The 23,628-nt window shown below is 47.3% G+C and carries 18 protein-coding genes and 1 pseudogene; 9 read left to right on the top strand and 10 right to left on the bottom strand.

Annotated elements, in window-relative coordinates:
- Positions 1-111: 111 nt before the first annotated feature.
- The 7 genes from L6I86_RS17820 to L6I86_RS17790 form a co-directional block, all read right to left on the bottom strand.
- Positions 112-4,503, bottom strand: a complete 4,392-nt coding sequence (locus tag L6I86_RS17820; protein WP_236289197.1) for a 3-keto-alpha-glucoside-1,2-lyase-like domain-containing protein — start codon at positions 4,501-4,503, stop codon at positions 112-114.
- 2 nt (positions 4,504-4,505) lie between these two features.
- A complete protein-coding gene (locus L6I86_RS17815; RefSeq protein WP_236289195.1) occupies positions 4,506-6,188 on the bottom strand; it encodes an S-layer homology domain-containing protein in 1,683 nt (560 codons plus the stop codon).
- Positions 6,189-6,675: 487 nt separating this feature from the next.
- A complete protein-coding gene (locus tag L6I86_RS17810; RefSeq protein WP_236289193.1) occupies positions 6,676-8,961 on the bottom strand; it encodes a helix-turn-helix domain-containing protein in 2,286 nt (761 codons plus the stop codon).
- A gap of 120 nt (positions 8,962-9,081) precedes the next feature.
- Positions 9,082-10,629, bottom strand: a complete 1,548-nt coding sequence (locus tag L6I86_RS17805; RefSeq protein ID WP_236289191.1) for an extracellular solute-binding protein — start codon at positions 10,627-10,629, stop codon at positions 9,082-9,084.
- Positions 10,630-10,684: 55 nt separating this feature from the next.
- On the bottom strand, positions 10,685-11,569 hold the full coding sequence (locus L6I86_RS17800; protein ID WP_236289189.1) for a carbohydrate ABC transporter permease: 885 nt from the start codon (positions 11,567-11,569) through the stop codon (positions 10,685-10,687).
- A gap of 23 nt (positions 11,570-11,592) precedes the next feature.
- Positions 11,593-12,561: an ABC transporter permease gene (locus L6I86_RS17795; RefSeq protein ID WP_420851905.1), complete on the bottom strand. Its 969-nt coding sequence runs from the start codon at positions 12,559-12,561 to the stop codon at positions 11,593-11,595.
- 72 nt (positions 12,562-12,633) lie between these two features.
- Complete coding sequence (locus L6I86_RS17790; RefSeq protein WP_236289187.1) at positions 12,634-12,846, bottom strand: hypothetical protein; 213 nt, start codon at positions 12,844-12,846, stop codon at positions 12,634-12,636.
- 76 nt (positions 12,847-12,922) lie between these two features.
- On the opposite strand from L6I86_RS17790, the gene L6I86_RS17785 reads away from it, so the two are divergent.
- The 4 genes from L6I86_RS17785 to L6I86_RS17770 are packed head-to-tail and all read left to right on the top strand — an operon-like array spanning position 12,923 to position 15,680.
- On the top strand, positions 12,923-13,252 hold the full coding sequence (locus L6I86_RS17785; protein WP_057308688.1) for a PadR family transcriptional regulator: 330 nt from the start codon (positions 12,923-12,925) through the stop codon (positions 13,250-13,252).
- A gap of 16 nt (positions 13,253-13,268) precedes the next feature.
- Positions 13,269-14,135: a pentapeptide repeat-containing protein gene (locus tag L6I86_RS17780; protein WP_236289186.1), complete on the top strand. Its 867-nt coding sequence runs from the start codon at positions 13,269-13,271 to the stop codon at positions 14,133-14,135.
- Positions 14,136-14,150: 15 nt separating this feature from the next.
- Entirely contained in the window at positions 14,151-14,912 is a 762-nt protein-coding gene (locus L6I86_RS17775) for an ABC transporter ATP-binding protein (RefSeq protein WP_236289183.1), read from the top strand.
- On the top strand, positions 14,913-15,680 hold the full coding sequence (locus L6I86_RS17770) for an ABC transporter permease (RefSeq protein WP_236289182.1): 768 nt from the start codon (positions 14,913-14,915) through the stop codon (positions 15,678-15,680).
- A gap of 138 nt (positions 15,681-15,818) precedes the next feature.
- Here the strand turns inward: L6I86_RS17770 and L6I86_RS17765 are convergent, their stop codons facing one another.
- Both L6I86_RS17765 and L6I86_RS17760 read right to left on the bottom strand, forming a co-directional pair.
- Positions 15,819-17,333, bottom strand: a complete 1,515-nt coding sequence (locus tag L6I86_RS17765) for a malate:quinone oxidoreductase (protein WP_276574873.1) — start codon at positions 17,331-17,333, stop codon at positions 15,819-15,821.
- A 149-nt stretch (positions 17,334-17,482) separates the two neighbouring features.
- Entirely contained in the window at positions 17,483-17,710 is a 228-nt protein-coding gene (locus L6I86_RS17760) for a hypothetical protein (protein ID WP_236289178.1), read from the bottom strand.
- Between the two features lie 224 nt (positions 17,711-17,934).
- On the opposite strand from L6I86_RS17760, the gene L6I86_RS17755 reads away from it, so the two are divergent.
- From L6I86_RS17755 to L6I86_RS17735, 5 genes and pseudogenes are all read left to right on the top strand, one after another.
- Positions 17,935-18,600, top strand: coding sequence for a phosphatase PAP2 family protein (locus L6I86_RS17755; protein ID WP_236289175.1), 666 nt, complete (start codon positions 17,935-17,937; stop codon positions 18,598-18,600).
- A gap of 32 nt (positions 18,601-18,632) precedes the next feature.
- Positions 18,633-18,974: pseudogene (locus tag L6I86_RS17750) on the top strand (chromosome condensation regulator); the annotation flags it as partial.
- Between the two features lie 168 nt (positions 18,975-19,142).
- Positions 19,143-20,486, top strand: a complete 1,344-nt coding sequence (locus tag L6I86_RS17745) for a spore germination protein (RefSeq protein ID WP_236289173.1) — start codon at positions 19,143-19,145, stop codon at positions 20,484-20,486.
- 3 nt (positions 20,487-20,489) lie between these two features.
- Positions 20,490-21,599, top strand: a complete 1,110-nt coding sequence (locus L6I86_RS17740; protein ID WP_236289171.1) for a hypothetical protein — start codon at positions 20,490-20,492, stop codon at positions 21,597-21,599.
- Entirely contained in the window at positions 21,596-22,675 is a 1,080-nt protein-coding gene (locus tag L6I86_RS17735; protein WP_236289170.1) for a Ger(x)C family spore germination protein, read from the top strand. Before L6I86_RS17740 ends, L6I86_RS17735 begins: the two co-directional genes overlap by 4 nt.
- A 243-nt stretch (positions 22,676-22,918) precedes the next feature.
- On the opposite strand, the gene L6I86_RS17730 is transcribed toward L6I86_RS17735, so the two are convergent.
- The gene (locus L6I86_RS17730) at positions 22,919-23,626 is read right to left on the bottom strand and encodes a FadR/GntR family transcriptional regulator (protein WP_236289168.1); all 708 of its coding nucleotides are present in this window, start codon (positions 23,624-23,626) and stop codon (positions 22,919-22,921) included.
- Between the last annotated feature and the right edge of the window lie 2 nt (positions 23,627-23,628).

The following is a 23,628-nucleotide window of genomic DNA, read 5'->3' as shown; positions in this document are numbered from 1 at the left end:
ACGTAATTGTAAGCGGATTCAAACATTGTCGTCTATAGTCATATCTCGACTTTCATCAGAAACAGGCCATAACCACGACGCTTATGTCGGATTACGGCCTGTCTATTTCATTTATTCCATATCCAGCTTATTCGATAGTGAAATCGGCAAGCTTTCGTTGAGAAGATCCCATGAACTAACCACGAATGCATGAACGTGATAGCTCAGATTATCAGGGTCCGCTACATCGAAGTGTCCAACTACACGATTCCCGGTGCCAATATCGTTTTCCATTGCGACATAAGAAACAGGTGTTGTGCCTTTGAACAGTTGATAAAAGACAACTTCTGTACCCGCATGATCAGCTGCATTTGGTGTACGGCTAACAAGTACACTCGCACTCAGCCCATTGCTTCTGTTCAATTGACCTTCTAAGGAGAAAGGTAATGGCGTTTCAACCGGCGGTACGACAACGACCTCATCTGTCAATTCAGTCACGAGAAAATCATCAATTCTAGCTGCTTGGTTGGCGACTCGAATACCCGCTTTCCCTTGCGTTAACATAGGTGGATTCGAAGAAAATAATGTGCCATTATCTATTTCATCGAAAATAAGATTATCATCGACATAGCCCTTGATCTGATTGCCATCCACGACCAGTCTCAATTGATACCAATTCCCGACGATGTAGGGATAAGGGATTTTTTTGCTGTCCAGCTCCTTCAGACTGCCATTCACCATACGACCCAGGGCCACATAGCCTGTACTGCCGCCCGCTAAGCCATTGGTGCCATTGTGAATACGCAGCATATAGAAGTTCTTCGCATCATCAGAAGCCCGTGCGATTACACCTGGCAGGGAAGTTCCGACCTGCGCTTTGACTCTTGCCCGCACATCGTAATTCGTCCATGCGCTTTGACCAACGGTAAAGGCCATACTTGTCGTTGTATATTTCTCAAGCACCTTACCTTGATCTTCATCCACGATCCGCAAATGAGATGAAGCACCATTCGGGGTAGCTCCATTGTTCCAACCTACCGAAGGATCAGAATTGAAGCTGCCATTTTCAAAATCTTCTTGGTAGAGCACCGCTCCGATTGGCGCTTCGGCATTCGCTACCAAATGCAGCGTGTATACCATAGTTGTACCGGCTTCTGAGGTAACTGTCACCTTCGCGGTACCCGTTCCATTCACCATAACGGCATCTGAGATCTGCGCTGTTGCCACATTGCTCGCTGTCGGTACAGCCTCGACGACTTTCACATAATTCGTCCTGGACGGTACGTGAATTGTATAATCCGTTTGCCCTGGGATGAGTGCAATACTCATAGCTGGCAGCTTCTGACCTGGAGATGTCAATGGATCAGTGACCACAGACAGCCTCAAGCTGCTTAGCGTCGCATCAGAGCTGGCTTGCTTAATCCTAAGCGAATAATAATTCGCGCCATTCCCTTCACTGGATAAGGCCGCAATCGTGTAAGTTTTCTCTTGTCCTACCGCATCAAATGTCACTTGCCCAGAAGCTGGCGCAACGGAGATGCTGCCAGTCCCATAGGCAGAACCTGTAACCGTGACCGTGCTCGTCGAAGAAGGCACAAGTACCGTGTAGCTGTTGATTTTAGGATCAAAGCCGTTGATCGTCACGCCATCTACTTTAATACTGCCAAGCAATGGTACGATCGGATAAACCCTCACATCATCGAAGCTTGCTAAGGCTTCATGACTGCGCAATCCGAATTTGCCACTCGTTCGGCTTGCATCTGTCGTTTCACTGACTAGTTCACCATCGACATAGCCCTTGATTGTCGTGCCGATCGTCTCCAGATTGAGCTTATACCATTTCGACGAGTCAATCGGTGTCGGTAAATCAATCGTCGCCAGAACCGTCGTCGTTCCGCTGATTCTTTTTTCCAGAATCGCTTGATTCGTCGTACTCGTTCTCATTAATTTAAAATAATACTGACTATTATAGGTGCTCGCTCTAGCCAACAACCCCATCTGCACATTACCTGTGTAGCTGCTATTCGCCACCTTTACACGCGCTTCCACCCCGTAGTCCTTTAAGTCATCCCCTAGGATGGCAAAGCTAGGCGTTGTGCCATACGTATTTACCGGAATTGCGTAAGTGTTGTTCGTCACGCTGTCGGTTGCGAATGTCCATGGCGTGGAGGCGCTGCTATACCCTGTCATCGTCCAAGCGGAAGTATCCCGATCGGCGACGGATTCGAACCCATTTTTGTACATGCCATCTGCAAATACTTTCACTTCATTAATCGATAGCGGGCCATCGTACGTAGAGCCTGTTACCGTTAGCTTGACGTAACGTGCTTTCCCCGTGAACCACGCCAGACTATTTCCCATAGGCGGCACATAGGCCGGGTTCGAGCTAAATGTCATATCCGATGCTAGCATAAAATTGACACCGTCCACGCTGGTCTCGATTTTATAGGTGTACCCTCTGGAAGCGCTATTCGTCCAATCGATGCCCATCCCCGCAAGTTGGTAAAACTTGCCTAGATCGACTGTTACCGTTTGCGGATACGTGCTAGTAGCAGCGACAGCTGCCGTTGTCTCATAGCCATCCACCAGGTTGGCTCCGCCCGTCATGCCGGGAGATAAGGTCACTGTTTTGCCTGCGGACACGATGTTTTTGATGCTCGGATCAACAGCCTCCAGCTCGATGAGCATGACCGCGTTTTTCTCTAGTGTTTGGCTTAACACGATTGTGTCGGTGAGATTGACGATCCCTTCATCGACCATTTGCAGGTCATCTATTTTGTTGTAGGCATGATTGCTATGAGACTCATCGACAAGGAGCTTTTTGTAGCGTACGCTTTTTCCCTGAAAGCCTGCAGGTAAATTCTTGACGCTAATATCCACATTGGCGGATGCTGTGCCGTCACCTTGCTTGTTCCAAACCATCATCGTAGCCTTGGTATCGCTATTCTTCGTGGCTAACATCCGCGTCCCATAGATGTCCGTGCTGCCGCCACTAGCTTTGACACGCGTATCCCCTAACTGAGCAAACATGCGCATGGTGTTGAAAAAAGGTGTGAAAAAGGTATGACCGAGCACCTCATAATATTTCAGCTTATCACTCGTCCCAATCAGTTGGAACGTGTTAATGTCTGTGTTCCCCCATTTAATATCCACTCTTGCGATCGCTGGCGCATTCGAGCCTAAATCAAACTTCAACCATGTCCAATAATCGGATTGTGTGAATTGCGTTGCATCGTCATTGTCTGTTACAGCAGTAATGCTAGGATCATTTAGCGCATTCGGGATCTGGATCGGATTATTGCTGCTGTCAAAGAACCGAATCTCCTTGATTTTCATAGGCTTCGAGGTCGAAGCGGATTCGCGCCAACCGCGCAAGTTCAAATACTGTAAGGATTTCGGATCGCTATTGGTAAAAGATTGCCAATTCGTCGTATCCCCGTTGCTTAACGCGTAGTCGACATCGAATTGGTTTTTGAAATAGGCGTTGAGTGTATGCACCGCGACCCAGTTCATTGGGATGTCGGTGCCTCCACGCGCATAGAAGTACGCTGAATCGGTCATGAAGGCCGCTTGCTTGGCGAGGCCGACATTGTTCGTCGCATCGCTTAAGCCTCCACCGCCCTTCCAACCGTACTCACTCACGATCGTGGTCGCATTCGGATAAAACTGATGCAGGTAGCCCTTCATCTGAATTTCCTGTGTCTCATTCATCCGCACATCCTCTTGATAGCGGTGCCAAGAAACGAAATCCACTTGATACCCCTTGGCATAAGCGATATCAACAAACTGCTTCTGCTTGTCAAAATTATACCCGGATAACACCGGTCCTCCAACCTTAATGGATTGGCCCGTGAGTCCTTGTGTATTAACCCATTTCACCGCTTCCGACATGCCTTGATACATGCGCATATAACCAGGAATATCATCCTTGGTATGCCCGTAAAATGCTGGCTCCAGGTTCGGTTCATTGCCGACCTCGATATATTCGAGCTTTGGATTCTTTTCCTTCAGCGTATAAATAATTTTCTTCATGGCCTTATCAAATTCTGGCCAATTCATTGTCGTTTCACCCGCGATCAAACGGTTCTTCTCTGGATTCGCATCGCCGCCATAGGAATAAGCTAAGGAGATGAGGAGAGAATCCGAAAATTGGGACATGAAGTCATACGTTTCTTTGCGTGCGCTCAGCAAATCTGGATTCGTCGCATTCCGCGCATCGTCGATGGAATAGGCCAAATAATCACTGTTCGCATTATCTTTATTGTAATACCAGTTGATTTTGACAAAATCCCGTACGACCTTCGTCTTAATCCCTTTCAATTCATCCACGACATGTACAGGCAAAGGGGTGTAATTCGTATTGTTAAATTGCTCTGTTCGCACGAGCTGCCCTTCTGAAACCGCATAGTCCGCCTCCATGTTCACACTCGCTGCATGCGCAGATTGCGGGGCAAAGCTAACGGCAACTGAAGTGAGCATGAGGGCTGCGGTCAGCGCAGCACAATGCTTTTTCAATAATCCCATCCTTACCTACCTCCCGATAAATGATAAATCCGGTACAGCATAACGGCTGTTTCTGCTCTACTCGTACTAGCCAACGGTAACAGCAAGCCATCGCTGCCTTCGATGATCCCTTGCTGAATCAGTGCTTTAATGCTCTCTGAAGCGTAGCTCGCTACATCAGCTCCATCCTTGAATGCGGACAAATTCATACCAGATCCTGCAGACTTCAGCTTGCCCGCGATGGTCAGCGCTCTCGCTGTAAACGTCATCATTTCCTGTCTGGAAATGGTTTGGTTCGGCTTGAACTGGTTATCGCCAAAGCCTTGAGTAATGCCAAGTGTTCTTGCCGTCTGAACCGCATCGTAATAGTAGTCACTTGCGTTAACATCTGCAAAGCTTTCCCCAGCTGGCGCTGTTATGTCTAGCGTCCGCACGAGAAGAAGGACGAAATCAGCTCGCTTGATCGAGGCTGCCGGAGAAAAATCCTGCTCCGAAGTTCCTGCTATGATTCCTTTGGCTGCGAGCGCCTCTATCTGCTTCTGAGCCCATGGAAATTTGGCGATATCTCCAAATGTCTTCGTCACGTAAACGACGACATATTGGCTAAAATGTGTGGTGGTGAACGTCACTAGCCCCGTACTCGCGTCGTATTTGCCACTTGTCACTGGTACGGGCTTTCCACTCTCATCAAGATACCAAACCGTGATGTTATCCGGGTGATTCCGCTCCGTTACCGTAGGCTGGTACGGGATCGCTACGTTCACCGATGCTTGGGCATTGGCCCATGGTACCAGGTTACCGTCGAGCTTCACTTGGATGTCCACGACGGGCCGATCGCCAATTGCTGCCTTCACTTGCTCCGAGAAATTATCTGCTTGGATATGACGCAATGTGATAGACACATTCGCTTTCCCTGCCATTTCCTCTGTCGTAAACATGTTGCTCGGCAAAGTTAACGACCCGAACTCGGTTTGAAGCTTCAGCTGTCGCACCCTGCCTCCTTCGGTAAGGGCTGCAGCAGGAAGGGTGGTTTCATAGGCTTGCGCGCCCTCCACTTTCTGCACGTCGAGCGTCAGCTTGGACAAAGCAGCGCCCTGCACGTTCGCGAAGGCTTGGTCTAGCGCTTCCAGTGTCACAGCCGCTTTCGCCACGCCAGCTGCGTCAGGCCTACTCACAGCTTGAAGCTTCAGCTCACCGATGCCGTCAGGCTTCACGGCAGGGAGCTCAGAATTTGTCGGGGTATCAGTTACAGGATCTGTTCCTAGATCTGTTCCTAGATCTGTACCTGGGTCTGTACCTGGGTCCGTTCCCGGACCTGTTCCTGGATCTGTTCCTGGTCCCGTCCCCGGATCTGGATCACCGCCCCCGCTTGCAATGACTACGAACGTTGCCACACTCACATCGCTTCCAGAACCAACCTTCACCGTATAACTCCCCAGTGGTGCATTCGTCGGCAATGTTACCCTCATTCCCGCGAGCAGCTCCGCCTTCGTCAGTTGGTCCAATTCCATCATCGTTTGATTCGGTCGCATAATCTGAACGAGGACTTCCTGCAAGCTCGTTATTCCTTGAATCGTCAACGATTCGCCCTGCTTTTTCTGTCCGATCGCAGCAAGGCTCGTTGAGGGCTCAGCTGCATCGACAATGCTTGCCGTGAACAGCAATACGAAGAGCAATAGCATGCTTGTTAATCGTTTTATCAACACCTTATTACCTCCTGTTCCCATAGAAATAGTCAGATATAACTTGAGGAAGCGCTTTCCAATTCGCGAGTTAAGAAAAACTCTGTCGAAATCCTAGAGGATGAGCAGCGCTATCTCCCCCACAAAGTAACGATAAGCAGAAAGCTACGTTTTTATAACTTGTATGAAACAGCCGCAACACTGCCAACGACAACCACATTCTACTCGTCATGGGCTGAGAAATGCATAAGTACAACTTTTCTCTACTAAATAAACGATTTCAGCTAAAATTGATGCGAAAAGGCATCAATTTCTGTGTCTTCAGCTCTTTTTTAACTTTTTCGAATCAAAAAGATGCTCTTTTGCATTTATTTAAAATAATTAAGAGCATTCTCCCCAAAAGGGTGCTCTTTTGCACTTTTGCCACGGGTAAGCTTCGCTTACCCAAAACTTATAATACGTGAAGGTGGACTTTAGGTCAGTACGCTAGCTGTGCCTAAAGTCCTTTTCTTTACTTCTCTGGTTTCCCCCGATACTGTCCGGGAGTTATGCCTTCCATTTTGCGGAAATAGCGAATGAAATTCGCCGGATTATTATATTTGAGCTTCTCCGCGATATCCGTGACCGTCATATTCGTCTCACGCAGCCACCGTTTGGCAATATCGAGACGGTATTGAGCCAAATACTCGGCAAAGTTAATCCCTGTCTCCTGACGGAACACCCGACTGATGTACTGCGGGTGATAATTAATGCGTGCAGCGCATTTTTCCAACGTTAAATCCGTATCAAACGCTTCCTCAATCAGTCGCTTCACCTCATCCGAAATCGTGCGGAACTGCGTATCTCTCCGCTCTTCCAGCAAACCGATGCTAGGCTCCACAATTTGCTCGTAGAACCAAGCTTCAATCTCGCGGGCAGCATGGAGGTGCAGCAGTTCATCGAACAAGGAACGCTCCTTCTGATTCAGCGCATATAACGAGATGCCGGAATCTTGTAGCAGACGGATCAAATCGACCAACAGACGCACAAGTGAAAGCTGATAATCGTTGTGGTTATCGACGGACTTGGATGCATTCTCAATGAATGTCGCTAACGCCTCATGTGCACGCGTCTTATCTGACGACTGAATCGCATCGATTAATTGCGCTGCTGCTTCCTTCGGATATTGACTCTCCTTGCCTTTCTTAGGCTGCACGTCCTCAATGAACAATGCCGCCTCCCTCCCAAGCTGCACGCGGTATTTCAGCGCTACTACGCATTCCGCGTAGCCTTGCTCCGCATCCATCCAATGCGTGAAGCTCCGGCTAATGCCTACACTCGCTTCTACGGATAAGTAACCTTTCACCGCTTCTTGAATCGCTACGGCCATATCGAACACGTTATCCTTGAAGGCTTCTTCAGAGCCTGTCTGCGTCCCAGCAATCAATAGCACCGCATCTTGAAAAACGATTGGAGCCAGCCGCTCTTGACTTGGCACTAGTTCCGAAACAATATTGCTGATAGCAAAGAGCAGTAAATCACGGTCCTTCTCATCAAACCGACTTTCCGCTAAATCATCGATTTGGAAGAGCAGCACACGCATTTTATCCCATTCTAAGGTATAGCCATAATACTGGAGTCGCTCTTGAATCTCGGATGACTTCGCCTCGCCCGTGAGCATTTTGCGAACAAGCAGCTCCGTCATATGCTCCTGTTGGCCCTCTAACTGAAATTGCATACGCGATTGATTGGATAAAAGCGATTGAATGCCTTCGCTGATAACGCCTAATTCGTCCTTCGCCTCGCGGGAAGTTTTGGCATCTGCAAGGGAGCGATAAATGCTCCTTACAGGCCTATACACGCTGCGTGTACCAAGTACCGCTATAATAACAGAGGTACATAAAGCGATGACACTGACCCATAAGGAGGTCCATGCAATGCTTTTAGCCCGCTTCGTCATCTCGCTGATTGGGAGCACAGCTACGTACGTCCAACCATTGTAAGCTGATTTACGATAAGAAATAGACATGTCCTCGTCCTGCACTTTGGATTTGAACAACCCAGTTGATTCGTTAGATTCCGCGATGTGACGAATGAACGCCTCTTGCGACATATCCTGACCGATCAATGTTCGGTCCTGATGAGCGACAAGCTTGTTCATTTCATCCACGATGTAGATCTGTCCCATGTTGTCATCTTCTAAATCGATCAGGTTGTTGGTTTCCTTGCCTGACAACAGGACCGCCATCATCCCCTGAGGCTTCAGGGAGTTGATCGGCCACTTTTTCACATTCATAATCGTGTAGTTATTGCTCACGACCGATGATTCCGCATCATACCGCTCGGATAAATCCATGCTAACCCACTTGGAGCCAGGCTGCATCGTGGCGAACTCACGCAACAAATCTTTCATTTTCACATGACTATATTCGTTAAAACCTGAATTGCTAATTAACCAATCATTCTCCAGACTAAACAGGAAGACGTCCTTAATCCCCAGCTCGAAGGTCTGTATCCCCAGAAGGTTATCATAGAGATCATTGATAAGCTCCGAATCCGTGATGGTTAGCCGCTTGCCAATCGCGCTCGTCATGAGCGGGGTGTTCAGCAATTGCGACGCCGTGTAATCAATGGTCTTCAAGGTCTGCTCGACGCGCAGCTGCGTTTGACGCAAGATTTGTGCGTTGCTTTCGTTTACCTTTTCCAGAACGGTATGAGAGGAATACGTGTAGGAATACCACCCCAAAATGAGAACTGGAAAAGCCCCCACAACGAGCGTCAGCACGATTAATTTGCGTAAGTACGTATGTGTCTTCATGCCCCGGTTGTCTCCTTCAGCAGGCTAGTCTTGGTTACTGTCAATTCCTCTAGTATAACAAATAGGATCTGTGTCATGGGGAAAAACACAGACCCTGACAGCGGGGCACAAGACTTTTTATTATTTCTTGGCTGATTTGTTATATTCGGCTGTGTACTCTTCGATTACCTTGCTGCCGCCATTTTGCTTCCATTGTTCCACGACTTTGTTCCAGCCGTTCTCATCAATCGCGCCCATAATAAATTTCGTTCTCGCGTCCTCAATCAATTTATCCAGTTCCTTGCCTTTTTCGCTAGCCGTGTCCGAAATAAAAGCGTTTACTGGATTCTCAATCGCGATTTTCGCATTTTCTTTCCATACATTGTCCCGTTGATGCACAAGCTCAGGACCGAACGTTGTCACTTGATCTCGCAATACCGCCAGTTGAGAAGAGTCGCCCATCCCGTATTCGACGAGTAATTTAGGATCCGCGGTTTTCTTGTATTCGCCGTTTTCAACCGTGTATTGACGGCCTTCAATACCGTTATAAAGCATATTCTGCATGTCTTTATCGGATAATTTATCAAAATAGTTCAAAATCGCTTTCAGCTCAGTTTCTGTTTTTACAGATGTCTTAGGAATCATGAAAATCCCATAGGATCCTGTTCCAGCAATACTGCGAAGTCCCTTCGGTCCTTCCAATGCACCAATTATTGTGACTTTAGCTTTCGGATCTACCTTCTTCGCTTGCTCTTCAATTCCGTTCGCATCATTCAAGTTAGCAACCCAAGCTCCAGCTGTTCCTTTGTTCATCACTTGGCGACCGTCTTTGACTACAGCGAAATCAAGATTGATCAGCTTCTCATCGTACAGCTTTTTGTAGAACTTCATCGTTTCCAAATACGCCGGTGACAGGTGCGCTGGGCTCATCTTGCCATCTTTCAACTCCCAGTCTGCTGGTCCACCATGCCAAGCCAACATGTCTCTCCAACCCGCTGGCGTTTGCTGCTCGACGAGTCCGACCGTATCATTTTTACCATTCTTATCGGGATCATTATTCGTAAAAGCTTTCAGCACATTGTAGAACTCATCAATCGTCTTCGGTACCTGTAAGCCCAGGTTGTCTAACCAATCCTTACGCAGGGTAATCCCGTCTCTCGCCAAATCGCGCTCTCGATAAATCCCGTACACTTTCCCATCGATAGAAATCGCGTTCAAGGCAATCGGGTTCATGCGGCTCAAGTTTTTGTAATCCTTCAAGTAAGGGCCGAGCTCCCAGAACATGCCTGAGCGGACGGAATTCACGATGAAAGGTACCTTCTGATTCAAAACGGTAATGACACTCGGCAGCTCACCTGAGGCAACCGTTGCGCTCAATTTATCCGAATAGGTCGCAGATGGCACCCAATTCAATTTCAGTTCTGTGTTCGTCACGCTTTGAATTTTCTTGAAAATCTCACCGTCAGTTGCCATCGGCTCCGGATTGAAGCTCGGCATCATGATTGACATTTTATAAGGAGCTGCCGGCTTCGCGGCTTCCGTTGTTGCAGCAGATGGCTTCGCGCTTGCATCGGCGCTTACCGCTTCCTTGCTTCCTCCGCCACAACCTGCAGCCACCCCAGCAGTTAGTGTTAGAACGGAAGCTAATGCGATGGATTTACTCATTTGCGGATGTAACCTTTTTTTCATGATAAACGTCCTCCCTTTTTATATGATACATCTATCGAGAAACTGTGGAAACAGTTTACCCTTTAACGGAACCAAGCAACACGCCTTTGGCGAAATGCTTTTGCAAAAACGGATACACAATCAGGATCGGCAATGTGGAAATCACGATGACAGCCATCTTCACACTCTGCTCAGGCGGTTGTACGAAATCAGCTGCGAGTGAAGTCGAATCTCCTAGCCCGCCGCCATCTGACATGATGACAATTTGTCTGAGCAGCACCTGAATCGGCCATTTCGTGGAATCATTAATATAGAGCACGGCACTGAAAAAAGTGTTCCAATGGCCCACCGCGTAAAACAGTGAGAAGGTGGCAATGGCCGGCAGGGAAAGCGGAATGACAATGCGGAACAAAATTCCCGGATCGGAGCAGCCATCGATCTTGGCAGATTCCTCTAGGCCATCGGGCAGCTGCTGAAAGAAATTTCGCATAATGATAAGATTGAACGCGCTTATTGCACCGGGAATCAACAAAGACCAATACGTATCAATCATGCCTAGCTGCTTAATCACTAGAAACGTCGGAATCATACCGCCGCTAAACAACATGGTGAAAATCACAGCGATCTGAATCGGTTTGCGGTAATCCAAATCCTTCCGCGCCAGCGGGTAGGCCATCAAACACGTCATTATGATATTAATGAGCGTACCTGCAATCGTGATGAAAATTGTGACGCCCATGCTGCGCATCAACGTACCGGTGGAGAAGATGTACTCATAGGCACTCATCGAAAATTCCGTCGGGAACAGGATAAAGCCTCTCTGTAGTAATTCTTTTTGGGTCGCAAACGAGCCCGCAACAATATAAATAAATGGAATCAATGTCACTAATGCAAACACCGTTAACAAAGTGATATTGACCGTATCAAACAGTCTACTGCCAAACGAACGATCTTTTACCATGGGATAACCTCCGTTCCATTGTCTTACACGACACCTTCCTCGCCCATTCGCTTGGCGATAAAGTTCGAAGCTGCCACCAGTACCAGTCCAACAATTGATTTGAACAAGCCGACAGCCGTGCTATAGCTATACTGTCCTTCCGAAATCCCTGTCGAATACACATACGTGTCGAACACTTCGCCTACCTCGCGATTCATCGCATTCAGCATGAGCCAAATTTGTTCAAATCCGGTGTCCAGGAAATGTCCAAGCCGCAGGATGAGCAGAATCACAATCGTGGAGCGAATAGCGGGAAACGTCACATGAAGCATTTGTTGCATGCGGTTCGCACCATCGATGCGAGCAGCTTCATATTGCTGGGGGTCCACACCCGACAACGCAGCTAGGAAAATGATCGTCCCCCAGCCTGTTTCCTTCCATATCACCTCTGCTGTGATGAACGTTCGGAACCAATCCGCGCTGAGCAAGAAGTTAATCTTTTCACCACCAAGTGACTTAATCCCCTCATTCACCAGTCCCCCTTCGGTTGTGAAGAACAAGTAGACAATGGATACGATAACGACCCAGGACATGAAATGTGGGATGTACACCACGGTTTGAATCGTTCTTTTGAACAGCTCAATGCGAAGTTCATTCAGCATCAGCGCGATAATAATGGGTAATGGAAAAAAGAACACAATATTATAGATGGCTAATATGAATGTGTTGCTGAGCAGCCGCCAGAACAGCGGGTCTCCGAAGAACCGATCAAAGTGCTTCATCCCCACCCACTGGCTGTCCCAGAAGCCGAGGAACGGCTGGTAATTCTTGAATGCGATGAGGACGCCGTACATAGGTACATACTTAAAAATAAGAAAATACAAGATGCCTGGGAGCAGCATCAGATACAGCCATCGGTTACGCAGCATGCGCTTCATATGTTGCTTCCGATGTATCCCTCTCGCGGATGTCGCGGACGCCTTGGTCGCGGCTAGGGCTGATTCCGTGTGCATAACTGCACTTCCTTTCCTATCAGACTGAAGTGGTGATGTTCATGTTCGAACACGTCAATTGCTACCTCTGCATCATAGGGAACACGCGCCATTGCCGTCCATAGTCATTCCTGCACGTGTTTCATTGGAGTGCGCAAAGCCAGTCATACCAAGGGTTTTCGCCGCATTATAGTCATCATCGAACACCGTATAGTCATTGTTATACTCGGCGATGAGGGAAAAAGAAAAGACGAGGACAAGCCCTACCCGCTCGGCGATGGGCAGGTGGATTGAGCTTTGTTTCAAACAAAGTATTTTATTTAAAATAGTACCTTGACAGTCATAGTACTATGCCGTATTATAATAAATGTGAGGTGATGATATGAGCGAGAACAAAATTACATCCGACCTGCTCCGCGGACATACCGATACGATGATACTACGGCTCTTATCCGAAGCTGACCGCTACGGCTACGAAATTGTCAAATTGATTGCTGAACGCTCGGGCGGCGAATATGAATTAAAGGAAGCCACCATGTACTCCAGCGTCAAGCGGCTTGAGACAGACGGCGATATCGAGTGGTATTGGGGTGATGAATCTCAGGGAGGAAGACGCAAGTATTTCAGGATTACCGAAAAGGGCAAGAGTGCTTACGTCCGCAACAAAAACAATTGGGAGTATTCGAAGCGCGTACTAGAAAATTTATTATAAGGGAGAGATTGCTAGGATGAATCAGAAATTAACGAACTATTTGAACGGAGTTTTCACACCATATGATGGGGTAAAAAGTGTCACTGAATTAAAGACGGACCTGCACTCCGATCTGCAGGAGCGCTACCGTGAACTCAGAGCTGAAGGCAAAGACGATGAAACCGCGTTTACGATGACCATTGAGAGCATCGGCGACATCGAACAAACGATCTTGGAAGTCGCCAACCTCTCCCGCTCGCTGGAACGGCAATTAGTGACTAACTTTAGCGCAAGCAACCTGGCAATGAGCGACTTTGCAGGCGTTAAGGCTCATAAAGGTCAATTTAATGCTAGCGCGTTACGCGGTGCCGACTTTGCAGGAGCTGACTTAACCGGAAGTTCATTTAAGACCAGTGATCTACGTGATGCCAATTTTGACCGCGCCAATCTGACGGACTGTGTCCTAACTGCAACTGACCTTACAAATGTAAGCTTCAACGAATCGACTCTTGTACGTACCAACTTCAGCGTTTCGGGGATGGAGGGTGCCAAATTCACAGGTGTAAAGCTAACCGATGTCACACTAAGCAAGATCGACCTTAGGAAAACAGTCTTTGAAAATTGTATTTTTGACGGCGTGAACTTTGAATTATCCGACCTGAGCGGGCTGAATTTTGACGGGCAAACCTTTATCGGCGTTAAGTTTGATAAATCGGCAGTAAACGAAGTTTCATTTAAAGGCGCTATATTCAAGAATGTGTCTTTCCAAGCGTTCTTTTCATTGACCAATAAGTATTACCGTGCCTTCAAAACCATCTGCTTTGACGGCGCAGTCATGGATAAACTGACTTATGCTTCGCTTAAAGGCATGGGAGCCGATTTGTCTAAAGTTACTGTTCGATAAAGAGGAGGGAAACTTATGCCAACTAATTCGATTCAAGTCGTTGGATTGCACAAGTCCTACAAGCAGCATCAAGTCCTGAAAGGCGTTGATTTCGAGGTGGAAAAGGGCAGTATTTTCGCCCTTCTCGGCTCCAACGGGGCTGGGAAAACAACGGTTGTCAAAATCCTCACTACGCTGCTCAAACAAGACAGCGGAACTGCCACCGTAAACGGATTCGATGTTGCGTCAAAACCCGATCATGTTCGGCGGGCAATCTCTCTGACGGGGCAATTTGCCGCGGTGGACGAAATTTTGACCGGACGAGAAAATCTGATTATGATCGCCAAGCTGCGATACCTCAAAAATCCGCGTCAAGTTGCGGACGACTTACTTACACGCTTCGGCCTGACAGACGCCGCCGACCGCAGAGCGTCTACGTATTCGGGTGGTATGCGCCGCAGACTCGACATCGCCTTGAGCCTTGTGGGTAATCCGCAGATCATTTTCCTCGACGAGCCGACAACTGGGCTTGATCCCGAGGCGCGCATCGAGGTTTGGAAGATTGTTAAGGAGCTTGCGGGCGGCGGCACGACGGTACTCTTAACCACGCAGTATTTGGAGGAGGCTGAGCAGCTTGCTGACCGAATTGCTATTCTGCATGAGGGTAAAATTATCGCCAGCGGCACACTCTCGGACTTAAAGAAGTTATTCCCATCTGCAAAGGTAGAATATATTGAGAAGCAGCCATCATTAGAGGACATATTCCTCTCCATCGTCGGTAAAAAGGAGGCGAAGTAAATGGAAACGACAAAAAATCATTTCTTCACCGATATTAGCGTTATGCTTGGACGCTCCATGCGCCATATTTTCCGCAGTATGGACACCATCATCACGGTCTGCATCACACCAATTGCGATGATGCTGCTGTTCGTCTATGTGTTAGGCGGTGCCATTCAAACTGGAACAGATAACTATGTGAATTATCTGTTGCCAGGCATCCTGCTTATGGCGATCGCAAGTGGAATCGCCTATACGGCTTACCGCCTGTTTATGGATAAACAGAGAGGTATATTCGAGCGGTTTCACACGATGCCGATTTCACGTTCCGCCTTGCTTTGGGGGCATGTGCTGACCTCTCTGGTGTCCAACGCCCTATCACTGATCGTCATCATTCTCGTCGCATTGATTATGGGCTTTCGTTCGTCCGCGGGCATATTGCCATGGCTTGCCGTAGCAGGCATACTCGCATTGTTTACACTGGCCTTAACTTGGGTAGCGGCGATTTCTGGACTGACCGCAAAAACGATTGAAGGTGCAAGCGCGTTTTCCTATCCACTTATCTTCCTGCCGTTTATCAGTTCGGCGTTTGTGCCGACCGAGTCGATGCCGACGGTCGTTCGCGCCTTTGCCAATAACCAGCCGGTGACCTCGATCGTGAACGCCATCCGGGCACTACTGACAGAGCAGCCAGTGGGCAATGAGATATGGGTCGCGCTTGCGTGGTGCGTTGGGATTTTAATTGTAGCTTATTTCTTTGCAATGCGAGTGTACAAAAATCGGGTGTAAAAAAGTCAGCTTCTTCTGAATTGAACATCCAGCTGAATCCAACAAAGCACCCAAGTGGTGCTTTTTATTTTGCCCCGTGGGAGTCATGTATATAACAAAAAAGGAATCCCGCCGCTAAGCTGAATTCCCCATTATTTATTAACGTGATACCTCTAACGATTTCTTTCCACTTAGACCAAGAATCCGAGAAGTTGACGTATGAATTTCATCAATAAGCTCTGGATGTTTCAGAAGTGACACACCGTAACTCGGAATCATTTCTTTAATTTTCGGTTCCCATTCCTTAACATGTTCTGGGAAACATTTCGTTACTAGCTCAAGCATAACTGAAACCGCAGTAGAGGCTCCAGGAGAAGCACCGAGCAAAGCTGCTAAGGAGCCGTCAGCTGAACTAATTACTTCCGTACCAAACTGAAGCGTACCTTTGCCAGCAGCCGTGTCTTTAATAACTTGTACACGTTGACCCGCTACAACTAACTCCCAGTCCTCGGTTTTGGCACTCGGGATAAACTCCCGCAGCTCTTCCATCCGCTTTTCTTTCGATAGCATCACTTGCTCGATCAGATACTTCGTCAATGACATGTTCTTGGCACCAGCCGACAACATCGTCACGAGGTTATTCGGTTTAACGGAAGTTACCAAGTCGAACATAGAACCGGTTTTCAGGAACTTCGGCGAGAACCCGGCAAAAGGTCCAAATAACAACGATTTCTTGTTATCGATAAATCGTGTGTCCAGATGCGGAACTGACATTGGCGGTGCGCCCAGCTTCGCTTTGCCATATACTTTGGCATGATGCTGCGCGACAACAGCTGGATTATTACATACCATGAATATGCCGCTTACCGGGAATCCTCCGATATTTCTACCTTCCGGAATACCAGATTTTTGCAGCAGATGCAGGCTTCCACCGCCACCGCCGATAAAGACGAATTTAGCTGTTTGGCGCTCAACACTGCCACTATTGATATTACGTATTTTCAATTCCCACGAGCCATCGCTAGTACGTCTCAAATTATCAACGCTGTGTTTGTATTTGATATCAACGTTCTTCTTCTTTAAGTGATCAAATAGTATACGCGTTAAAGCGCCAAAGTTAACGTCCGTACCGGAGTCAATTTTGGTTGCCGCGATAGGTTCATTCGATGGACGATCTTTGATAATCAACGGAATCCATTCCATTAGCTTTTTAGGGTCATCGGAAAATTCCATCCCTTGAAATAGGGAGTTTTTCGACATCGCTTCATGCCGTTTCTTCAAAAACGATACATTTTGTTTCCCTAGAACCATACTCATATGAGGCAATGGCATGATAAAGTCTTGCGGATCATGGATTAACTTACTGTTTACAAGATAAGACCAGAACTGCATGGAATGCTGGAACTGTTCATTAATTTGGATTGCTTTACTGATATCTATAGATCCGTCTGGTTTTTCGGAAGTGTAGTTAAGCTCGCACAGTGCCGCATGACCTGTACCTGCATTATTCCATTCGTTAGAACTTTCCTCTCCAGCATTTTCGAGCTTCTCAAAGACTTTAATTTCCCACTCTGGCACTAATTCCTTCAGAAGTGTCCCTAAAGTCGCACTCATGATGCCAGCACCGATTAAGATGACGTCTGTTTTCGTTTGTCTGTTGCTCATTTTTACCATCCTTATACCCTGAAATTTGCAGAAAGGATATAGGCACGCCTGCTTCGCGTTACAGCAAGCCAAGTCGCGGCCTAGACACACACCTTTTCTGTATCAATTAATAAGCCAATCGATAAAATATTATTACTATTATATGATAGTTATAAGCACTACGACAAGAAGTGTGTCGAAGAAGTCTTGTCGATTAAGCGAATAACTACTAAGAAAGACCTGCAGCATTCAGCTGTAGGTCCATAGATAATCAATTTCAGCACATATTTACTCAATCGATGACGAAGTCTGTTATTTTTTATGCCCCGAAGGGCCTCGAGCCAAACTTCGCGCAATTCATTATAATCGAAACCGTGCCCTTCAGCAATACTTCTCCCCATAGCCATAAAATAACTTCCTCCCAATTCCCATCATCTCTATATCCTGCTCCTCCTACCTGGAATCCATCCATCGTTTTCCTATGGCACTTACGGTTCTAGACATATACGATGACATCGCCCCTTTGCACCTTGGCAGACAATTGTTTAATATAATTAAATGAAGGTAATGTAAATAGTTTGCACGACTGCCTTATCTTCCTTAGATCTGATCGACTGGGGCTAACTTCACGATGCAACCAAAATCAAAATTAAAAATAACTGTTTTCTTAGTCCTAAGCATTCTTTCGGTTATCTGCTTTAGCGTAGTTGCTTCCCTTATAAAAGGGCGATGGATCGCACAATTCGACAGCAGAGTTATTTCTGCCGTTCAAGGAATGGAATCTCCCTGGCTGACTACCGTCATGCATGGCTTCACATTCATCGGTTCGACGCCCGTTGTGATTGTCATTTCCGTATTTTCCCTATTCCTCTTCTTTAAGTTCCTGCATCACCGACTTGAATTAGTTTTATTCCTAGTCCTCGTGGCTGGGACAGCCATCTTGAATCAGCTCTTGAAGTTAGTTTTTCATCGGGAGCGCCCTACGCTTCACAGACTGATTGAAGAAACCGGATATAGTTTTCCGAGTGGTCATTCCATGGCGGCCTTCGCGCTGTACGCTGCTCTTTCATTCCTGCTTTGGCGACACGTCCCATCGAAAAGTGGCCGAACGATCGTCATTTGTATTAGTATCCTAATGATTCTTATGATTGGCAGCAGTCGGATCTATCTCGGTGTCCATTATCCGAGTGACGTTGTCGGCGCCTATTTAGCTAGCGGATTCTGGTTCACTTTCTGCGTTTGGATCTTCCAATGGTATATGGAAAATCGAAAACATCTACCCTCAAGTAAGGAGTGAGATTCATGAACGCTGTGATACCCCTGCCTGTCCTAGCGGCAGGTTACCTTCATACCGTCGGGCTTAAATCAGACGGCACGGTGGTGGCTGTGGGTCGAAATAAAGAAGGCCAATGCCATGTAAGCGACTGGCGCGATATGGTGGCGATAGCTGCGGGTAGTCATCATACCATCGGCCTTAAATCCGATGGCACAGTGGCAGCTGTGGGTTGGAATAAGCATGGGGAATGCCATATAGGTGACTGGCGCACTATTGTGGCTGTGGCGGCCGGTTGCATGCATACCGTCGGTCTTACATCGAAGGGCACGGTGGTTGCTGTGGGCAATCATGCCTATGGCCAATGTGATGTAAGCAGCTGGCGTGGCATCATCTAACTACCTGGTATGACTTTTCAACATTTAAACATACAGCGACAGGTCTAGGACTTTATTTACTCGTCCAAGACTGTCGCTGTTTCGATTGTAGCAATCTCTGATTATTCTCCTCCCTTTCAGGGCACCCTAAGCCGCATGGTAATGTAAGGGAATTTTGGGGGGATTAGCATGATTGAACGCATCCGTGCTGAATTGAATAATCCAGCTGACTTATTCTATGACACCCTAGATAATGGCTATATACAAATGGAAGTGATTTACTTCCCCTCTCTTTGTGACCTTGCACTAATCAAAAATGGATTAACCGTCCCTTACTCTTACTGCTTTAATCCTGAAGAATTCGATCGCATGCTGAATTCGAACCCTGCCTTCGGCAAAGCGGATCACTCGGAGCACTGGACGTCTTTGCTGCTCAAAGGCACTGTCCTCTTTCAAATTGAAGAGCAGGTCTACCGCTTTGATGTACAACGGAAATTCCAGGACAAGCCCGATACCGTTCAGGTTGAGGTTGCCATACAGGGGCCGCAGAGTGCGCTTACCGAAGATTTGGATTTAAATATTAGCCTCGTTCGGGTACGTTATAATGCGCCCTCCCTTTGCGTAGAAACACATACGATTGGACAAATTTCGAACACGCGAGTCAGCGTTCTTTATGACAAGGATCTTGTCAATGAAGATGTACTTGGACTTTTAAATGAGCGGATTTCCACCATACAAATAAAGATTCTCCAAGCTGCCGGCCAGCTCATGCAATCGTTATCGGGGCGAAGACATCGTTTTTTCCCCATCATCCTTCAGACAGAGAGACCCGACCGTATCGCAGCCATGCTCGAACGAGGGAAAATTGCTCTCCTTCAAGATGGAAGCCGCTTCGGACTCGTTCTTCCTGTACGGCTCTTTGATTTCCTTCATGCCATGGATGATGACTATGAATCCTATTGGATGAGCAAATGCCTCGTCCTGCTTCGCTATTTCGCCATGCTTTTAACGATTACACTACCTGCTCTCTATATAGCGATTGTCTCTTACAATCCTGAAGTGCTTCGTGTCCAATTGACCCTTTCAATCGCAGGAAGCCGTGTCGTCGTCCCCTACCCGTCCTTTATCGAAGTCTTCATCATGCTATTCATGATCGAAGCCTTGAACGAGGCGAGTCTTAGGCTACCGCGCTATGTAGGTTCGACCGCCACAACGGTTGGGGGCCTCATTCTGGGTCAAGCTATCCAACAGGCTGGGTTAGTTAGCAGCATTATGATTATTGTGACCTCCGTTGTCGCGATCTCCAATTTCGTAATTCCGAATAACGGCTTCGGCTACTCAGTCCGCTTCGTTAAATACATCTTTGTGATAGCTGCCATTTTCTTCGGGTTGCTTGGTGTCGTCGTCCTTGGCTTCATCTTAATCACCTATTGGTGTAGTCTTCGAAGCTTTGGTCAACCCTATTTGGCCTTCTACATCCCCAAACTTGAGGCGAAAGCACACCACTACAACCTTAGAAAGGGGTCAAAGTAAATCATGTCGCGCTATACCTACTATCATGTGCTCTATGTAGGCCTAATTAATATCATGATGTTTGTCCCCTCTCTGCTGATTCGGGATCGGTTCAATGGTGCCGTTTCGGGCATGCTGGTCGCGATGGTCATTGGCTCCATCCTCTCGCTTGGCACCATGGCTTGCTTCGAACGGTTTCCAGGACTCGGCTTCCCGGAAATATGTGATCGATATACACCACGTTGGTTTAGTCAAATCAATATCTTGTTTGCCGCGCTGTGTCTTTGGTTACCGGCTGGAGTTATCGTGATTTATGCTTATTCAGAAACGGTTCGTATGTTCTTTTACCCCGACATTAACCCCTTTCTGAACCTGCTTCTCATGGCAACCGCGGCCATATGGGCATGCAGCCGATCTACACGTACTGTCCAATTCGTACATGAAATTATGGTCATTCTTAGTTCGCCATTGCTCATTTTGTTTATCATGAAAGCCATTTTCAATGAAAACATTAATTGGGATGCGATTCGTTATGTAGCTGGTTATGTCAATAAGCCTCCTTCTTTCATGACGATTGCTGCCTCTACCTTTCTGTTCTCTGGCTATCTCAGCCTCCTTATTTTTAACCGGCTGTATACCGTAGGTTTTAAATTTCATTTTCGCTGGATCGTGCCGCTATTTGGCATATTATTCTTGCTGGTTACTTTTTTTGTGCCTATCGGTTTTCATGGTACGGTTGGGGTTGAAAATTATGTGTACCTATGGAGCATGACGGCTGATTCCATGGTCACGGAATACGGGTTTATTAACCGTGTCTTGTTCGTCTTCCTGCTCCTCTTCACAGGATTATCGCTGTTGTTCGTCATGAATACCTGGCACACGACGATCATGTTGCTTCGCTACTCCATCAATCGCGCAACTGAAGTTGAAGAAGACCCTGTTCCTTGGCTGAACGTATGGCTTGGAGTAGGCATTGGCTTACTTGCACTCCTCTTCATGCGCGTTGTCAATCTGGAGCGAAATCAGTATTTTTCTGAGGGCTGGCTAATCCTTCGATTTTTCGTTGAAATCTATTTCCTTTTCATGATGCTTTATTTCGTATGGAAGCAAAAAAGGGAACAGGTACGCCTATGAAAACATTTCTCACCTGTATTTCCCTTCTACTTATCTGTACATGTCTTGGCGGTTGCAGCTTTAAAGATATCGACAAGCGTTTCTTTGTCGTCGCCATGGGTGTCGATTGGACAGGCAAAGAGGATAAACCTTATCTCGTCACTTTGCGACTTGCCATTCCTGCTTCTAAAGTTGGTGAGGGGCTGTCAGAGAGCCAGATCGAATATCAAGAAGCCAAAAGCATTGCGGAAGCCGTTAGAAATCTTAAAGCTCATGTCGATAAAGAGCTTGATTTCGGTCATTGCCGTATGCTCCTATTCGGGGAAGGCTTAGCGACGAGGTCCCTTGAAGAACCATTGAATTGGCTTACGCGAAGACGCGATATTCAACTCATTTCTTACACAGCCGTTGCTGACCCTACTGCGCGCAAGTTGCTAGAGTCCAACCCAACTACCGAGAGACTTGCTGGTAATTCCTTTTTTCTTACTTTTGGGAAAGAGGGAACGGTGTCTCCTTACACAGTAACAGAGCTTTTGTTTGACACCTTCCGACGTTTTAAAGAAAAAGGGTTAGATCCCTATTTTCCGATTATTAGCTTTGATGGTGATTCTTATGTCGTTGAGCATCTTTCTTTGCTGAATAAAACCAATCAGTCTATCGTCCTCAACCCACAGGAGACTCAGCTTTATAATATGAGTGCGAATGCATTCAGCAAATCGGGACTCGCTATCACTTTTAATGGGGAACCACTTGCCTTCTATGTCGCCAGAGTCTCCCGCCATATCTCGATTTCCAAAGCAGATATTCCGGTCGTCAAGCTGAAACTCAATCTTACAGGTATGGTTGAACAAGGTACGTTAGGCTTGGATATTCATAAGGTTCAGCCGCAACTTGAACAGCATGTCAACCAAACCGTTGAGGCTCTCCTCTACAAAATCAGAGATGCCAAGGTTGACCCTTATGGCTTTGGGCTTCATTATTTGGGACAGTATTTTGGCAAAGAGAAGGATTGGGAGCATTGGCAGTCTGTTTATCCAGAGGTTAAGTTCGTGGTTGAGACTCATGTAAAAATCGAGAGCACGGGTTTGGTGCATTAAAGAGCGGTAGGCCACCATCGAGCCTGCGTGCCCCCTCGCCTGAAGTTAGTTGGTTTCATCGACTAATTCCACTTGCAGGGCCTCTGCTTCCTCCGTGTTAGTCGCTTTTATAGACTAACTCCACCTGCTGGGCCTCTGCTTCTCACGAGTTAGTCGGTTTCATCGACTAACACACCTGCGTGCCCCCTCATAAAAAGAGGGCTTCCCCTCACCTCATCGAGTTGTGGGAAGCCCTCTAGCTATTCATATATATTTGATCAAAATACTTTCCACATGCTCCAAATGCTCGCGCATCGCTTGAGATGCCAGCACCGGATCTCCGTTGACAATCGCTTCATAGATGACTTTATGCTCCTTCAGAAGTTGGACCGCTACTTCCTGATTCGCATACAATTCTGCGCGCCGAATATCGCGAATCATCATTTCCATCGCATTGCGGATCGAGTCACACGTCTGCACCATGATGGCGTTGTGTGTCGCTTGCACGAGCAGCTCATGAAAGGCAAGATCGGTTCGTTCCCCCTCCGCATCATCGCCCACGGAGTTCTCCATGTCTTGCATGATTCGCTGGAGCTGAGCTAGGTCCTCCGTCGTTCGCTTCCGCGCAGCTATAGCAGCGATCGAAATCTCAAGAGATTGACGCACTTCCATGAGATCCAGGAGCGTGGTTCGATTCATCCGCAGCGTTGTCCACTCGGGCAAAGAAACCTCCGCTGGCGCCTGCCGGATGACACGGCAAGCACCCCCTTGCCTAATCTCGATGAGGCCCATCGCCTTTAAGGCGCTGAGGGCTTCCCGCATCGTAGAACGACCGACACCGAAGCGCTCAGACAGCTCTTTGGTAGAAGGAAGCTTATCGCCCATCTTCAACTGACCCTGAATGATCATCTCTTTGATCTGCTGAGCGATCTCATCATAGTGATTCTGTTTCTGCAGCTTCGTAACTTCCATAG

The organism is Paenibacillus allorhizoplanae, assembly GCF_927798215.1.
GTDB classification, from domain to species: Bacteria; Bacillota; Bacilli; order Paenibacillales; family NBRC-103111; genus Paenibacillus_E; species Paenibacillus_E allorhizoplanae.
This window is presented reverse-complemented; position numbering and strand designations above follow the sequence as displayed.

Coding starts and splice junctions, on each gene's coding strand:
- L6I86_RS17760 (WP_236289178.1), bottom strand. CDS start 17,710: ATGGCTATGGGGAGAAGTATTGCTGAAGGGCACGGTTTCGATTATAAT.
- L6I86_RS17755 (WP_236289175.1), top strand. CDS start 17,935: ATGCAACCAAAATCAAAATTAAAAATAACTGTTTTCTTAGTCCTAAGC.
- L6I86_RS17765 (WP_276574873.1), bottom strand. CDS start 17,333: ATGGTAAAAATGAGCAACAGACAAACGAAAACAGACGTCATCTTAATC.
- L6I86_RS17770 (WP_236289182.1), top strand. CDS start 14,913: ATGGAAACGACAAAAAATCATTTCTTCACCGATATTAGCGTTATGCTT.
- L6I86_RS17745 (WP_236289173.1), top strand. CDS start 19,143: ATGATTGAACGCATCCGTGCTGAATTGAATAATCCAGCTGACTTATTC.
- L6I86_RS17730 (WP_236289168.1), bottom strand. CDS start 23,626: ATGGAAGTTACGAAGCTGCAGAAACAGAATCACTATGATGAGATCGCT.
- L6I86_RS17820 (WP_236289197.1), bottom strand. CDS start 4,503: ATGGGATTATTGAAAAAGCATTGTGCTGCGCTGACCGCAGCCCTCATG.
- L6I86_RS17780 (WP_236289186.1), top strand. CDS start 13,269: ATGAATCAGAAATTAACGAACTATTTGAACGGAGTTTTCACACCATAT.
- L6I86_RS17805 (WP_236289191.1), bottom strand. CDS start 10,629: ATGAAAAAAAGGTTACATCCGCAAATGAGTAAATCCATCGCATTAGCT.
- L6I86_RS17800 (WP_236289189.1), bottom strand. CDS start 11,569: ATGGTAAAAGATCGTTCGTTTGGCAGTAGACTGTTTGATACGGTCAAT.
- L6I86_RS17810 (WP_236289193.1), bottom strand. CDS start 8,961: ATGAAGACACATACGTACTTACGCAAATTAATCGTGCTGACGCTCGTT.
- L6I86_RS17775 (WP_236289183.1), top strand. CDS start 14,151: ATGCCAACTAATTCGATTCAAGTCGTTGGATTGCACAAGTCCTACAAG.
- L6I86_RS17740 (WP_236289171.1), top strand. CDS start 20,490: ATGTCGCGCTATACCTACTATCATGTGCTCTATGTAGGCCTAATTAAT.
- L6I86_RS17735 (WP_236289170.1), top strand. CDS start 21,596: ATGAAAACATTTCTCACCTGTATTTCCCTTCTACTTATCTGTACATGT.
- L6I86_RS17785 (WP_057308688.1), top strand. CDS start 12,923: ATGAGCGAGAACAAAATTACATCCGACCTGCTCCGCGGACATACCGAT.
- L6I86_RS17795 (WP_420851905.1), bottom strand. CDS start 12,561: ATGCACACGGAATCAGCCCTAGCCGCGACCAAGGCGTCCGCGACATCC.